Source organism: Acinetobacter sp. P1(2025), assembly GCF_051390655.1.
Classification (GTDB): domain Bacteria; phylum Pseudomonadota; class Gammaproteobacteria; order Pseudomonadales; family Moraxellaceae; genus Acinetobacter; species Acinetobacter junii.
In genome coordinates this window covers 1-15,848 of the sequence record NZ_JBPKBJ010000024.1, presented here as the reverse complement: position 1 = coordinate 15,848, position 15,848 = coordinate 1, and the positions used below count along the sequence as shown (strand labels likewise).

General features: G+C 36.5%; 14 protein-coding genes, 1 pseudogene and 1 CRISPR repeat array. Of the genes and pseudogenes, 3 read left to right on the top strand and 12 right to left on the bottom strand.

Translation table 11 applies throughout. The annotated features are described in order from the left end of the window. Positions 1 to 49 precede the first annotated feature (49 nt). Positions 50 to 493: direct repeats of the CRISPR family, unit length 29 nt; unit sequence CCACCTAATCACATAAGTGATATGCCACT. A gap of 285 nt (positions 494 to 778) precedes the next feature. The 7 genes from ACSC97_RS07915 to ACSC97_RS07885 all read right to left on the bottom strand — a co-directional run bounded on the left by ACSC97_RS07915 (position 779) and on the right by ACSC97_RS07885 (position 8,155). Then, entirely contained in the window at positions 779 to 2,044 is a 1,266-nt protein-coding gene (locus tag ACSC97_RS07915; RefSeq protein WP_436660276.1) for a hypothetical protein, read from the bottom strand. Positions 2,045 to 2,215: 171 nt separating this feature from the next. Beyond that, positions 2,216 to 2,653 carry a hypothetical protein gene (locus tag ACSC97_RS07910; RefSeq protein WP_436660274.1) on the bottom strand — a complete coding sequence of 146 codons (438 nt, stop codon included), beginning with the start codon at positions 2,651 to 2,653 and terminating at the stop codon, positions 2,216 to 2,218. A gap of 61 nt (positions 2,654 to 2,714) precedes the next feature. After that, on the bottom strand, positions 2,715 to 3,635 hold the full coding sequence (locus ACSC97_RS07905) for a hypothetical protein (RefSeq protein WP_436660272.1): 921 nt from the start codon (positions 3,633 to 3,635) through the stop codon (positions 2,715 to 2,717). A gap of 24 nt (positions 3,636 to 3,659) precedes the next feature. Continuing rightward, a complete protein-coding gene (locus ACSC97_RS07900; protein ID WP_436660270.1) occupies positions 3,660 to 5,735 on the bottom strand; it encodes a helicase C-terminal domain-containing protein in 2,076 nt (691 codons plus the stop codon). Positions 5,736 to 5,744: 9 nt separating this feature from the next. Further along, on the bottom strand, positions 5,745 to 6,827 hold the full coding sequence (locus ACSC97_RS07895; protein WP_436660268.1) for a hypothetical protein: 1,083 nt from the start codon (positions 6,825 to 6,827) through the stop codon (positions 5,745 to 5,747). Then, positions 6,820 to 7,449, bottom strand: coding sequence for a type I-E CRISPR-associated protein Cas6/Cse3/CasE (locus tag ACSC97_RS07890; protein WP_436660266.1), 630 nt, complete (start codon positions 7,447 to 7,449; stop codon positions 6,820 to 6,822). Before ACSC97_RS07890 ends, ACSC97_RS07895 begins: the two co-directional genes overlap by 8 nt. Beyond that, on the bottom strand, positions 7,436 to 8,155 hold the full coding sequence (locus ACSC97_RS07885; protein ID WP_436660264.1) for a hypothetical protein: 720 nt from the start codon (positions 8,153 to 8,155) through the stop codon (positions 7,436 to 7,438). The genes ACSC97_RS07890 and ACSC97_RS07885 overlap by 14 nt, the downstream gene beginning before the upstream one ends. 419 nt (positions 8,156 to 8,574) lie before the next feature. Between ACSC97_RS07885 and ACSC97_RS07880 the strand changes: the two genes are divergently transcribed. Both ACSC97_RS07880 and ACSC97_RS07875 read left to right on the top strand, forming a co-directional pair. Further along, entirely contained in the window at positions 8,575 to 9,849 is a 1,275-nt protein-coding gene (locus ACSC97_RS07880; protein ID WP_436660262.1) for a hypothetical protein, read from the top strand. A 116-nt stretch (positions 9,850 to 9,965) separates the two neighbouring features. Next, entirely contained in the window at positions 9,966 to 10,508 is a 543-nt protein-coding gene (locus ACSC97_RS07875; protein ID WP_436660260.1) for a hypothetical protein, read from the top strand. A 796-nt stretch (positions 10,509 to 11,304) separates the two neighbouring features. Here ACSC97_RS07875 and recA read toward each other — a convergent pair. The 4 genes and pseudogenes from recA to ACSC97_RS07855 form a co-directional block, all read right to left on the bottom strand. Beyond that, a pseudogene (gene recA / locus ACSC97_RS07870) lies at positions 11,305 to 12,271 on the bottom strand (recombinase RecA); the annotation flags it as partial. A 248-nt stretch (positions 12,272 to 12,519) separates the two neighbouring features. After that, a complete protein-coding gene (locus ACSC97_RS07865) occupies positions 12,520 to 12,867 on the bottom strand; it encodes a hypothetical protein (protein WP_436660258.1) in 348 nt (115 codons plus the stop codon). A gap of 3 nt (positions 12,868 to 12,870) precedes the next feature. Next, entirely contained in the window at positions 12,871 to 13,515 is a 645-nt protein-coding gene (locus ACSC97_RS07860) for a hypothetical protein (RefSeq protein ID WP_436660256.1), read from the bottom strand. Between the two features lie 100 nt (positions 13,516 to 13,615). Beyond that, positions 13,616 to 14,407, bottom strand: coding sequence for a hypothetical protein (locus tag ACSC97_RS07855; RefSeq protein ID WP_436660254.1), 792 nt, complete (start codon positions 14,405 to 14,407; stop codon positions 13,616 to 13,618). A 227-nt stretch (positions 14,408 to 14,634) separates the two neighbouring features. On the opposite strand from ACSC97_RS07855, the gene ACSC97_RS07850 reads away from it, so the two are divergent. Further along, positions 14,635 to 15,192, top strand: a complete 558-nt coding sequence (locus tag ACSC97_RS07850) for a hypothetical protein (protein WP_436660252.1) — start codon at positions 14,635 to 14,637, stop codon at positions 15,190 to 15,192. Between the two features lie 16 nt (positions 15,193 to 15,208). Here the strand turns inward: ACSC97_RS07850 and ACSC97_RS07845 are convergent, their stop codons facing one another. Continuing rightward, on the bottom strand, positions 15,209 to 15,730 hold the full coding sequence (locus ACSC97_RS07845; RefSeq protein WP_436660250.1) for a hypothetical protein: 522 nt from the start codon (positions 15,728 to 15,730) through the stop codon (positions 15,209 to 15,211). Positions 15,731 to 15,848 lie beyond the last annotated feature (118 nt).

Here is a 15,848-nt window from a genome sequence, read left to right as displayed (position 1 = left end):
TGATATATCTCAACAACCTACGCACCTAACAAGTACGTTTCCTTGACTCCCACCTAATCACGTAAGTGATATGCCACATCCTTTATATGCTGATTTGATACGACAGTTTCCACCTAATCACATAAGTGATATGCCACTAGCGTTTGTTATAATCTATATTATACGACCACCTAATCACATAAGTGATATGTAACAAATGGAAATACTTTGAATGTCAGAACTATTCCAACTAATCACATGAGTGATATGTCACTAAAAAAAATTTAAAAAATAATGCCTAGCAACCACCTAATCACATAAGTGATATGCCACTAAATACTCACTTGCTGTTATGCCCTTACACTCCACCTAATCACATAAGTGATATGCCACTTCTTCAGACTCCCCACCTGCTGCTTCAACTTCCACCTAATCACATAAGTGATATGCCACTTTATAATTATTCAAAATGGAGTTTGACGACACCACCTAATCACATAAGTGATATGCCACTAGAACTTTAGCGACTAAAGACATTATAAAACATAGTTTTAGGGCTATAAACCTAATTTACCCCAATAATTTAAAGAGATTTTGAAATATCAATAAAAACAACAATATCCCGAACCATGAAAATAAATGGTATCTGACTTTTCACCATAGATTTTAAGTCGGGCGTGATGCTTTGAGATCGGCGTTGTAGATCAAGCGGGAGCGTAGATCGTATTGAGCGTGAGCGAACTCGCCAAAAGCAAAAAAGCCCAAGATTACTTGGGCCAATATGCGGAAATAGGACGTATTAACTAAAGCGCATTTGCTTTGAATTAATCTTCTCTACCCATTCATCTTGGGCTTGTTGCTCAAGAGATTTTAAGACTTTTGGAAGCAAATCTTTTTTCATATTTGCAAAGATGGTGTCCATGTTTTCTTCCTCAAGATCAAAAACATTTACACCTAACAATGCACCAAAAATCATTGTTGGAACTTCACCAAAAGATTCAAAGACTGCGTTTGCACTATCCTCTAAATCCTTTTTACCTGAATACGACTTTCCAACCCCTGAACTAATTTGGAATCCGATATAGTCCCAACAATTTTTAATTTGAGGATGATATTGTTCCATTCCATGTATTTTGCGGGAACGTATCTTATTTACAATATTGGAATTAATGACCTTTACACAGCCTGTCATCATTTGTTCGGTCATCATTCCATGAACAGCAGCTTGCTCATGGGAATGCTCACAATGGAAAAACTCACCAACAGCTTGCAAGGCATGAGGGTTTTCCGTTAAAACTTTAGAGTTAATTAAATCATCCGTTGAAAAAAGAATTGATAGTCGATCAGAAAATGCCAAGAAAACAGGATCATACCAATTAGACATAGTATTACGGTCTATTTGAGAAGCCTTAAGGAATATCTCAACTTCCTTTGAAACATCACAACTGTACTTGGAAATTGTAATCTCGTAGCTATCTTTAAATATGGTTTCAACATTGATGAACTCAACAACATTTTCTTTTGTTAATAGAACCGCTAAAGTGTTCTGATTAAATAGGTTGTCAAATTTAAATCGGAAAAGGGCTGTTATATCCAATGCGCCTTTAGCTAAATGATCATCCAAAAGATCGGACAAATTTTTCGCATAGTTCAATTCGATTGCGTGTGCATTAAGAGCGTTTTCATTTTCTTCTATATTGTAAAGATATTCAGTCGTTAAATTCCATTTAAATACATTAGCATCTAGCAAGAAAACAAAGTTGCCATACGTCATAGGCTCGTACTTAAATTTATGTACCAACTGATCAAAAGTAATAGAATCATCCTTAGTTCTTGCATAGGATAAAGCAATGTCTGCACCATCCTTTAAGATAACAACAAGACTTTTATCTTCACGAATTAAAACAGAAACAACTTTAGGATTAATTGCTTCAATTCCAAAATTAGCCCGCACGTAAGGTAAAATTTCAAAGGCTTCACCGATAAATTTTGAGTAAATTTCACCAAGATCAACATCTTTAACTCTGTGCGAATTAGTAGAGGCGATAAAATCTGTTTTGCTCATAACGAACTCATATTATTTTTTCATGGTTTTATTATATACAATATACCACGCCAAGACAATAAAATTCACAAAAATGTATGTGCTATTTTTAATCACATAAGTGATGCACCACAATATAAAATGATTAGACGATCCAATTAAGAACCGCCCAAATGAGCGATATATATAAAATTAACTATAAATAAGCCCTTTGTTTCTGCGCTTATCCAACCAATCCATACGAGCCGTTAGTTCAATAACAGGGCGGTACTTCTCAATAAAGAGTTCCTTTTGCTTACTTAAATCAATATTTTTCTGATTAGCGAAGATAGAGTGTTCCTTACTTACGGAAAGAGCGAGTAAAGAGAATCCATCACCATACATATCCAAAATGGCATGTGACACGGCGATTAGTTCTTTTTTACCCTCATAGCTTTGTGAAGCATCTCGTTCAATTTGATACCCTATGTAATCCCACAAGTTTTCTACGGAAGGGTCATTAACTTTCGCACCACTTAAAGACTTAATCCTTAATTTATCAGCTACAGACTTAATGAAGATGTTTTTTGCACCTTTGATGATTGCAGCCTCTTTCTCTTTTTGTTGTGTATCTTGCTGCTCTAATTGCAAAGGCTTATTTTCATTTGATTTATTAGGCTTAGTAAAATTGACGATCAGATTACCGAGAAGATCATGTTACACCCACATCAGTTGAGAACACAAATGCATTAATCAAACTATTTCGATCCACATAAGATGCTATTTGACTGCCCGCCATAGACAGAATTAAATCCACCAATTCTTGACCTATTGGGAAATCACCATCCTCATCAACGCTATAGTGTTCTAACAGTTCACGTTCAATATTAGAAACCTCTATAGTTACGGTATTAATTTCAAAATCTAGCAGTTCGTTTGATTTTTCAACAAGAGCTAAAACATAGAGTTTATAATCTTCACTCAAGTAAACACCGATCAAATTCCCATTTAACAGGTCTTTAAAGTTAAATCGAAAGTAGGCGGTAATATCCCGATACTTAGCTTCATACTCTAGCATCACACCAAGAACCTTACGCATAGCAAACAGCCCTTTAGAGCTTGAAAGCACGATACTTGATACATCACCACCCTTTTTATAAATATCACCGAATACGATTTGGTGCTGTATCAAGTCATAATTAAAAACATTCGCACTCACAAGAATGCCAAGATCAATCCATTTAAACGGCTCTTTTTTTATCTTTTCTAGTAAAAAATCGAATTGAGAACCCTGCACAACTGAACCCGCACCATCAAATCCAACCACAGCATCAAAACTAACAACATCTACACCGTAATATGTATCTTCATGGTTGCAATCACGATCTGCATTAAAAACTGAATTAAAAATAGCGGTCACACTAAAATCATAATTCAGGATCAAGGCAATCAAACGGCGGTTGATAAGATTCAAACCATAATGGACTTTGATATAAGGTAAGACATTCACCCCGAAGTTTAAACGGTTCTCATAAAAGTCAAAAAAACTATCAATAGAATAATGTTCTATAATTTTAGATGTAAAAATCCCCTCAAACTCTCTAGACACTTTTTGGTCTTTACCTCTTGGCATAAAAAAAGCTCCCTTAAAAAACATCTACAACACAATATCTATTTCAGAATAATTAGGGGTAGATGGACTAAATTGCCCGCCATAATTATATATAACTGCCTGTTCATATTCAGGTAAAAATCGAACAGGAATAGCATTAATAAGCGGTTTCGCTTTTGGTGAATGATATAAAGGCATACGAGGATCAGCAAACCACACAAAAACACTATCATTTGGCGATCTTAAGCCCCGCCCTAAGCCCTGACGCAAGGTTCGGATACAAAACCCGATATGACGCTTCCAAAGAATATTCTCAACCACATGCAGAGGCATATTTTTAGAGAGCATGTACTCTTTGGCCACAAAATCTTCTAACTCATTTTTTGGTGAGTTAGGAATACGTGTAATCACGATATTACTTAGAAGCTGTAAATCATCATGGGTACGGATATTTAAACCATCCCACCCCGAAGGTGTGATCAGTATTGGTGATTCGCCGTTAAGAAAACTTGGTAAGCACTCCAACAGTTTTTGACCTCGCATTTGAGTAATCGGCTGAACACCCAAATCATGCAACCGATCATTCAAGAGGCGACTTTCCTCAAATGAGTAAGTCAGTACCAAAGTTGCCCCTGTTTTAGAAGCCTCTTTAATCATAGCTGCGGTATAGTCCAACCAATCATCATTAAAGCGGTTTTGGCGCAACTCACGATCATAGCTAGTCGGAACAGGCAAATCACGGTTAGCAAGGACGAAACGCATCTCACCATACGCTTGAGGCGATAAGCTTGTCATTCTCAATACATCCAATTGCTCAAAGCCCAAATCACCCACGATAGGGACATTGGCATCAGGATCACGACTATCCATTAAAGTTGCCGATGTGATAACAGTACGCAAAGTCAGTTTTTTACAGATATGGCCAAACAAGCGTGAGGCAACAGGGTTCACAACGGCGAAGCTGACATTTCGGGTATTTTCACTAAATAACAAAGCCCGATAGTAGAAATCATTAGCACTCACCCAAAAGCTAAGGGCATGAATCGCCTCTTGCAAGTAATCTATATACTCGACTTGCTGACCATTTAATTGATGATTAGATTGATAGCCATTGATGTGTTTCTCAATTTTATTCAACGCAACAAGTAAAAGTTTAACGTACTCTACTTGTTGGAGTAACCATTCCTTATGACCACCTGAACTGACATAGAAATCATCATCTGCACCATGTTCACGATCATATTGAGCCACCACATCAAGCCACGCCGTAAGAATTTTACGAGCATCAGCAATGTTCCCCATAGGGAAATCAAACAATCGACAGGATTGGTACAAATATTCTAGTCGGGCGATTGGGAGTGTTTTGTTCATGCGCTCGGTCATTAGATTTGGCACATGATGCGCTTCATCCACAATGAGCATATATGCGCTTTCCACGAACTCTGAAATGTTATCATTGCCAATAACAGTAGCATGGTTGGTAACAAGCAATTTAAGCCCACTAGAGGCGTTTAAATGATTAATATAGGCTTGGTTATCAATCGTTCCGCTATACAGTAAGCAAATATCTTTACTTGAGATACGATCAGGAAATTGGAAGTATTCATCCAACCAATCCAACCACAAACCACTACCCGAAGTGACGCTATCCAATGCAAACTGCAAGAACCGATCAAGCTGCTCTACATACGCCGTGTCGTGCGAAAATCGGGTTGCCAATCGCTGAACCACATTGCGAGTTCGCTCAATAGAAAAGAACGCATTTCGGCCCATACGATAACCGCTACTTGGCGGGATCAAACCTAGCTTTTCCACGACAGTTTGAGCAAACAATAGGTCTTTATTTAAAATCTGTTTTTGTAAAATTCGAGTGAATGTAGAAACAATGATTTGTTCATCAATGTCGTGCGTAGCCAAAAAAATCATACATGGTACGAGGTAGCCAAGACTTTTCCCTACACCTGTTTCAGCTTCAACAACGCCCAAACCACCATCGGGATTCATTAGCACATCTGCTATATTCATAGCGTATTGGTACTGCTCTTGGACAAAACGCCCACCCATCCCAACGATCACACCATTGGGATTAAAAGCTTGGTCGATATAAGCGTAAATATCCATACATATACCTCAACTATACGTTGGCTTAAGCTGCTCTAGTTGCTGAAACAAGCCATTCTCAAGCGAACCAAAAATAGCAGTTAAAGCTACTTTATTTTCATCCTTTGCAACATTACAGATTCGATGACTATCAAAATCAATCTGCGAACTAAAGTTTTCCCGATCAGTATGAAAGGTTTTATTCAAAAAACTAGAAACAACCTGACGATATAAGAAAAAATAACCATAGATTAATGAGTTAGCATCACAAGCCAATGACAGACTTTTGTTAAACTTGCTTAGATGTTCATCTGATATTAGTTTTTTCTGTATATTGGAATAACACACATTAAGCGGTGGGATAATTGGGTCAAAATGCCCTGCTTTTGAAATCTCAATAAGAGCCGTTAAGTGTTCAACTTCTTCATGCATACCCTTAAACATTTGCACAAGTGAGTATTTTTGATGCCCCTCTGCATTCTTATGGCCAATAACAAGATCATCACTCACAAAGAAGTCGGCATATTCTTTTAGGATATAAACAAAAGACAGCAAGATATTGGCAAGTGGAACATTCACGTACCGATATTGATTCGCTCGAATATGGGTATTTATCATGTCTTGCACATAGACGAACACCCCGCTATTTTGCAAATACAGGTTTTTATCCGACTTAAGGTAATTATCAATGATATGCTGAATAATTTTCCTCGCACCCACCTCATTACCACTCAATAATTTTGAGTACAGCAAGAGTAGATCGCAAAAACATAAAATTGAATTTCGCCACATCAAAAAGTTCATTTCAAACTTTTTGCGCTCACTAAATAAGAAGCTGCCAAACAAATCAAAACCACAATGCTTATGAATATCTGAATTATCAGGCTCTTTTTGAATCAAACTTAAGTAATTATCTATAATTTCTGTTGCGGATTTAACCATGTAAATATGCGAAAAAGATTCTAAAACATCACCGTGCGCCATGACTGATTTAAACATTTCAGCCCCACGCACATTAGGATTAAAACCAAATATGGAACCACCCAAAAAGTACCGCATTGTTCCAAAATCCATTGATGAAAGTTTTAAGTAGTTCTCTAGCAACTTATCCATGAGATACCGTCAACAAACGAACCGCACCAAAGCCATAAACTCGTTTTGCGCCAACACCATCTTGCCATGCGGTCTTAAATTGCTCCGAATTACGAATTTTAGATTTAACATGCACATCCATATAGCAATAATCCATGAAACTCTTTGTACTCTTGTGAAAAACCCGCATATTGGATGAATCAATTACGGCGTATTCAATAAGGTTTAAACCCGCTTGATCTAGAATGTCTTGAACTCGGCTATTTAATTCATCATCACTAACCAATGATCGTAAAACCCCACTTTGAAAGGATTTAGTCGGCTGCTCATATTTTAGATTTGGTGGACGCTTTAATTTTGTTGCATTTAGTCGAATCACAAATGAAATTGGTTGATCCAAATCAACAACCTCTTGCTTATATGTCACGCTTGGGTCTTGAATCTCGACAGAACTACGAGCAAGCACAACAATAGAACCATTATATTCGGTAGTGAAGTAACATATCTTTTTTTCTTGGCCACTAAATAAATGACCTAGATTTCGCTCACGCAACCAACGAACCAAAGATGAATGTGCATCAGTTTCACGATTTATTTTAACCGTAAAATACCACCCATCTAAGATTAATCTAGAAATAGCCACGCTCTACGACACTCCGAAGCAATTTAAGCATATATAATTTTGAATGTGGCATAACATCCAATAACACACTTAATCGACTAAATAACACGTAATTAGACTTAATAAAGTTTACTTGTGTTATTTCTGCTCCCTTAGCAATTTCATCAAAAACACTCAAAGCAGCAAGAAATAACTCTTTGTCCGTAGTTTTGGCAATATTCAATAAATCTTTCCAATTGGAAATATTAATATTCACATTACCACTAGAACCGACAATTGTTAGTATTTTAGCATCTGAAACAACCATATTGTTAATATAATATTGCGTTTTCATGTTGGTTTTTACAAATAAGCACAATTTAGGATTGTTTAAATAATCAATAATAAAATCATCAATACTAGATACAACAACATTAATTAAATCTGTTTTAGGAATGTTCTTTGAATATTTTTCCGTTGTCACCAAAGTTAATGGATTTTCTTTTTCAAAAACCAAAAGTGAGTTAATAAAACTTACAGGTGAATGCGCCCTGCTTTTTGTGAGATAACCAAAAAGATCAGGTTGAGTGTTAGTTAAGAACGAGCAAACCAAACACTCATTATGATGATCACTAAAAACAAGCGTTTCATTTGTTCGATCACCACAACAAGAGCAATAAAAAAACTCCGAAACAACCAACACATCAAGGTTGGAACGGACAAACTCTTGAATCAAACCTTTACCCATACAAACCCCAACAAGGAAATTTAACGAAAAAAACAGAACAACAGTCACAAGTGTTATAAACCATAAAAATTGAATTATCCACTCATTGAGTTATATGGGAACATATAAGAACATATAGGAATATATAAGAACAAAAGTGACTAAAAAACACCCATTAATAATAGCAAATTATTAAAGAGCAGAAAACAAAAATAAATCAACCCAAATCAACCCAAAAGCATAATTACGCATAACAGGACATAACTGTGCATAACAGGACATAAATCAAATCAAAAATCAAATTACTCAATGATGGGTATAAACTCTTAATAGCAAAATAATCGTTAAGATAAAAAAATATAATAGACAAATAAATAAAAGCAATTTACCATTATTTAAACAAACATTTTCTATTCAAGCTTTATAGAACGGTTGGAGCAATGACAGACTATCTACAAAAAATGGCTATGTTGGCTAAAGGATCATCTAGTCACAACTCAAGCCCAAACCAATACCGCTATATTTTTATGCGAGTAGAAAGGATTGTAAGTGAACCTAGCAATCTAGCCATGACTGTTGCTTATGGAATAGACGTAATCACAAATGAAAATGTTAGTGTTCGATTAAGCAGTATTGATGAAACCGCATCAGACTTTCTAGCCGAAAAGAAATACAAGACAATCATTCAAGCGAAAGAAGCCGTAACTAAGCTATACAATGGGCGAAATTCAAGAGAACCATTACATCAAAAACGTGATAAACGTCATGCAACCTATCTTTGCTTTGAAAAGTGTGTAGCCCTGCCAAACAATAATGAGCCATACCTACCATTTCGTAGCCATTGGTCTAAAACCATTTCATCACAAACCGATGTTGAGTTTATTTACGGATATAGCAATATCACCTGTGTTGATGAACGCCAACTCAACACTAAAGAAAGTAGTGGAAAAATACGTGCAGCAGCTACCATCGTGGAATATGTACGCCCTCTCGTATTAAATGAACACGAAGCTAACTACAAAAGGATTAGCCATGCGTTACGAAATAAAGAACCTAACTTACTGCGGGAAGGCTGCGCCAAAATTTGCATTATGGAAAATGATCAATTGCTTTATGAGGTAACGATTAAGCAATCAAGCTCAATGCACAAAGGCAAAAATAGCTATAACCAAAATATTGAATACGCAATGCCAAACGAGCCTGACATTTCAATCAATGACTTTGTATCACCCCATCACAAATTAACCAATTTCGGTATTCTCAAAGATATTGGTCGGATCGCCCTGCATGTTTTTTGCGGGATCAATCTAGACAAGGATTCTTTTACTGCAAACAATGAGGAATATTTAGTCGGGATGCGTGAGGTTTTGCAAAATCTTCAAAACGGTACGTTCACGGCTAAAGTTGTTGGACTGCGAGTTCTGCGTTTTGGTAATGAACAAATCAATAAACTTCCCAAAAATGGAAATTATGATCCACTGATTATTTTTAAACGAAAAATCTTCAACCAAGAGCCATCAGGCGAAGATCAACAAGAACCTAGTGTTGTTAATGTTTATGTGCCGATCATCTTTGGCATACAACGTGCGCCACATGATAGACGCTACATCATTTTCCATGAGCGCATGAGCTACAATTCAGCAGAAAATAAAGCGTTAGAGATTCAACAATTAGATGAATCCACACCTCGCCCACGAAGCATTAATTCAATATAATCAAGAAAAACCCTTAGAGTGCCGTAATGATCCTAAATGCAGAACAACAGCGAAAGGCAATTTATTGGCTCTTATTGGTACTGATTACAATGCTCTGCGCCGTGTTGGTTTATCTATTGAACTTCTACAATTTAATAGATGCAAAAGAGGATTTAATTGGCGTTTGCTTATTTTTAGGATTAACCGCCTTTGCCACGCATCAAGGCGCAACAATGTTGTTATCTCGCCTTTCGGATAGAAACGTACAAAAACAGCAAGAGCTTATTTTTATTGCACACTTAAGCTATGTAAATCTCAAAGATATTCCCTACCGACTTACATCCAATCCCAACAATGAAAGTAGCTATATGGTGAAATGTGATGTGAGTAATGAGCAAGCAAGAAAGCAAACCATATTCATATTAGCAACGCTTCTACAGCGAAAAAAAATAGTAGTTACAACTGATATGCGCTACTCATTACAACAGCAATGGCGCAATCAACTACCAACAGAAATGAGTGATGATGATTGTAAGATTTTATGGAGCCAAGACATGAAAGAAATGACTGATCTTTTGCTCAAAAATATTGCATTATTAAACTTGGTTCAATCACTAATAAACCGATTAGAATCACCAAGCAATATCAACAAAGAAATAAAAAAAATACTAAAAAATTAATCACATAAGTGATATGTCACGATGTTTCAGAGCCTATCAAAATTATTGCTGATCACCTAATCACGTAAGTGATATGACACTGTGCTGTTCTAGCTAGAAAAACTACTTAATTCCATCTAATCACATAAGTGATGTGTCACTAGAAATTTAGCAACCAAAGACATTATACAACAATATCCCGAACCACGAAAAATAAAGGTATTTGATATTTCACTATATTTTTAGTCGGGGATCAGTGCTTTGAACACGCATTGAGATCAAGCGGAAGCGCAGATCGTATTGAGCGAAAGCGAACCCTGCGGATCGTCAAGCGGGTGCAACCGTAGGCTTAGAATTAGGCTTGGGAACCCGATTCAGTAAGGGGAAATTATGTCAGGCGGTTTTCATTCACAAAGGTTTTTTTGCATCACCTTTAAAAAAACTTTATGTGAACCAAGATTGGTCGGAACAATCGCAACCCACCATTGAAAACAGCATTTGAGTTTGAAATGGCTAGGCTATCGTGAATGGACGCACGTAGCCATAAAGAATTAGTCACACGCCAAGAGTGTCAATTTAAACAAGGTGGGAAGCGAACACTTACGCTTTCCACCACACCAAAACCAATAGAATTAAAAATCTAAAGGCTGTTCAGCACCATTCCCGCTTTCTTCTACATATTGTTCATCAAAAATACTTTGTGCATTTGGTTCAGGCTCAACAGGCTCTACAGGATCAACAATAGTAAGAACAGGTTGTTCTACCACCTCAATAGCCTCAACCGCCTTTTTACCGCCTAGATACTCTTTCAAAACAAGAGATTCTATTTCTTTAGAAATTTCAGGATTCTCTTTCAGGTAAGCAACTGTGTTGTTTTTACCTTGCCCGATTTTTGAACCGTTATAGGCATACCAAGCACCTGATTTATCTACAATATCTTTTTCCACAGCAAGATCAAGTATTTCAGCTTGTTTATTGACACCTTTGCCATAAACGATTTGGAATACAGCCTCTTTAAACGGTGGGGCAACTTTGTTTTTAACAACTTTAACTCGGGTTTCGTTACCAATGATTGCATCACCATCTTTTACCTGACCAATACGGCGAATATCCAAACGAACCGAAGCATAGAACTTCAAGGCATTACCACCTGTAGTAGTTTCAGGACTACCGAACATCACACCAATTTTCATACGAATTTGGTTAATGAACACGACTAAACAGTTAGAGCGTTTTGCATTACCTGTGATCTTACGCAATGCTTGGCTCATTAAACGAGCTTGCAAGCCCATGTGCGAATCACCCATTTCCCCCTCAATTTCAGCTTTAGGGGTTAGTGCTGCAACGGAATCGACAACAATTAAATCAACTGCACCTGAACGCACTAGCATATCAACGATTTCTAATGCCTGTTCCCCATTATCAGGTTGAGAAACTAGCAACGAATCAAGATCAACACCTAACGCTTTTGCGTATTCAGGATCGAGGGCGTGTTCCGCATCAATAAAGGCACAAACGCCACCTTTTTTCTGATTTTCAGCGATCACGTGTAAAGTTAATGTGGTTTTACCCGAAGATTCAGGCCCGAAGATTTCAACAATACGTCCTTTAGGTAAGCCACCCACACCTGTTGCAATATCAATGGTCATTGAGCCTGTTGAAATTGCATCTACTTTTTCTACGTGATCTGTACCTAAAGGAGCAATCGTATTTGTACCAAACTGCTTATTAATTTGTGCAACTGCTGTATCTAGAGCCTTAGATCGCCCATCACCAACAGGCATTGAATCTACTTTTTTCGCTTGTGCTTTCATTGGAATCTTCCTCTTGATTTATATAAAAATTATATCATATATACCACACTAAGACAATGAAATTCACAAAAAAGTATTGATAATCAAGTTCAAAAAAATCAACTTAAGTGCAGGAATAAAAACAAAAAAAAGCAGCGAAGTCGAACTTGCTGCCTTGAAAACTGCTTTTTAGATTAAGCGAAGCGCAAATCGTTATGAGCGCAAGCGAAGCCTAAAAATTAACGCCATTTCATACCATCAAAATCACCACGCAATGCCTGTTTGACGAGTTTGTTATTTTGCTCGGTATTACGGATGGATTGTTTCTGTGCATCTGTAAGACCATCTAGATTAATATTCTGATCTGTTTGAACATCAGCATAACCACCTACACGTTGTCGAGTAAGTTCAAACATCTTTTTTTCATAGGCACTTGAGTTATCGTAACGCTCTTGCTGTGACTGTTGAGCATTTTGAGCTAGTCGGCCCACAATCTGTTGTTGTTGTTCAGGGGTATAAGATGGTTGCCCTGCATAGGACACCAACGGCATAAGAACAAACAATCCACTTACAATAATCTTTTTCACACCTTACTCCGCATTAAACATTGGCATACCGTAAGCATCAAATTGATAAACTTGTTGGTTCCCCACTTTTTCCGACTTAACAACGAATCTTAATTTACCGTTATAGTTTCCACTATATGATTTACCCACTTCCAATGTTGCGAGTGATTGCATGTCATTTTCTGACAGATTAATACCAAATAGTTGCTGTAAAAGAACGGTGATATAGATCGCCCAAACTTTCTTAACAGCTTCATGCTCTGACGTATATTTATCAGCATCCAATTTAAGAACTAGGCGATATTCTGTAACTTTATCAGCCGATCCTAAAGCCTGATACTGTAATGTTTTATTGCCATGAGTTTGAGGAATTTGAACATCAGGTGTAGCACAAATCCACTTCCCTGTAGCCTCGTCTTTTTTATAAGGATAAGGGAGTAAACCTTGTTGCTGAAAAGCCTCACATGCTTCTTTTGGATAAGAACCCCAAACATTACTAGAAACACTCTTGGATCGCATTTGTTGCTGTGCTGCACTACCTTGAACAGCACTATTACCACGCTTGTGATCTATAATATTTTTAACACAGTAATAAGTAATGAAAGCAGTAAATACTAAGACAACGGTAAGGACTACAATTTTAGCTATATCACTAAACTTCTTAGACATTCACAAACTCTCAAATAATATATGTATTAATATTAATAAAACATAATCGTTTCATTAATTAATTATTTTATTATATAGAGGTATTAAAAACAAATAAGTTTTATTTATTCACCCAAACAGGGGCAACCCAATTAACAATAGCTTCTTCTTCACCATCATCGTTTTTCGTATAATAGGTATGCCAATGTGCTTTACGCCAAAACCCACTTATTGACTTGTTTGCCTCATACTCATTGGCGAACCTAAAGCCCAAATAAAAAATATCATTTTTCTTAATAATATCTGTTTTTTGCTGAAACCCATCGACTACATAAAGAAGCAAATAAAAAACCTTAGATAGCGTTTTTTCATATTGATGCCCTTTTATATCTTCAAATAAATTAAATGATTGCGCTCTAGGAATTACATAATTGATCTGCTTACCTTTCCCACCGCTTTCATTCAAAAGATTGATAATTATATAAAATTGCTTACCCTGATCATCTTCAATAAAGTTTAAAGTAGCCAAAAACCCACTAAAATTATCAACCCGACTTGCTACAAAAAATGACTGTGAAGGGAGTTTATAGAAAATACTCGAATCCACCCTTTCAAGAAATTCTGCATTCCAAACAAAATTTAAGATTTGATCAGATACCCGAATAGTTTTCCCAAAAAGATTCCACAAAACCAAGCTATGTAAAAAATCTTTATTGTGTAAATTAATTCCGCATAATTCAGCATTAAAAGGCAATGGAAATAAAAAATCATCATAAAGATCATTAAGAGCATCAGTCGGGATGAAATACGTTTTTTTATTATCTATTGCTTGTTCAACACGCCAAAGATTTACTTCTCTTTGTGCATAAGGGATCAATTCAGAACAGCATTCTATCGCCTCATATATATTCATACAGCACCAATCCATCATGCATAGTGCTATTACTTTATTTAATAAAGGCGAATAAAACAACAGAAAAAAGTGTTTGCAAACTTTTATTATTTAACTATTATAGAACTTAAGAATTTACTCAACAAATTTTTTCACCAAGTTTTCGTTCAATCATTTTTGTATTGGCGTTAGATGGTGAAGAAATGGGTATCTTTCTTCGTCATCCGAGCGTCAATCGGAGATATATTATGTATAAGTTAAATGCAAAAAAATCCGCTTCAACCCAAGCTGTACTTGACGATTTAAAAGTTGTTAATTTCAGCGACCTACCTCAAATTTGGGTTATGAACGTGCATTCAAGTTGCCCTGACCACAAAAATGGTCGATTTATCTATAAAGGTATGTCAGCTATTAATTTAGCTAAACACTTTACTGTCCCTGCGCTTAAGAAATTAAGCAATAGTCAAGGAATTGTTTTCGCATGTACTGCGAAACAGTGGAAATACGTTCCTAAGTCTTTCCCTGTGATAAATCCTCGCCTTTCTGTTCAGAAGCAATTTTCTTACGATACAGCACTGTATCTTTACTCATCAGAGAAAGAGTACGTTGTTGAGCGACATTTCAATGTTGATGATCGACTTCTAGTTGGTCTGAGTAAAAAGGAAGTTGATTTCGTTTGGGACTTTTGTTCTTGGCGACTTGGCGAACCTTGCAGTAACTCCAATCACAAATTTGGTTATCAGAAAATGAGCGAGCTAATCGCTTTGGCGGATTCATTCTTTGATTTCCAAATTGAAAAAAGATAAGATTCACTATCTTATTTTATAAAAGCTGACTTCCGAGTTGGCTTTTTTCTTTTACGGCATTTGCCTTAATTTTTTCCTGAATGATTTTGATCGACTGTAGTTGCCAATCATACACATCATTACGTTTTTTAAATGGTTCTTCAAACCACCAATCATCACCAAATATGGCATTCATTGTGTCGCAACAACTTCGATCCAACTGATTGCTTAGATCAAACATACTAACAAAATCACGCCCACAAACGTCCTCGTAAAGATAACGAAGCTGCTCTTTGGAAACTACCGATGATCTCGCCTGTTTAATAACATCAATGTACTCTCTAGAAATACATTCAAACAGTTCAGTAGTATCAGTAACAGGAATAAAGAAGTTTGTCTTAAACAGCTTATGAACGAGATAATCAGTACCACAATTAGCAATGAAATCATCAAATGAGTTGCCACTCACATGAGAAAAGAAATGGGAACCTATATAGTCATCACCTAGATTAACAGTGATACGACCACCACCCTCACTCCATTGATTATTCGGCTCCAAATAAACCGTTATTTAAAACCTACTTAAACCTACTTACGTGGGTTTAATGTTTAATTCCTACTTCATCATCAAGAACCAATTGCTATTGCGCTTGGGATTACCTCAATTCCATAGGCTG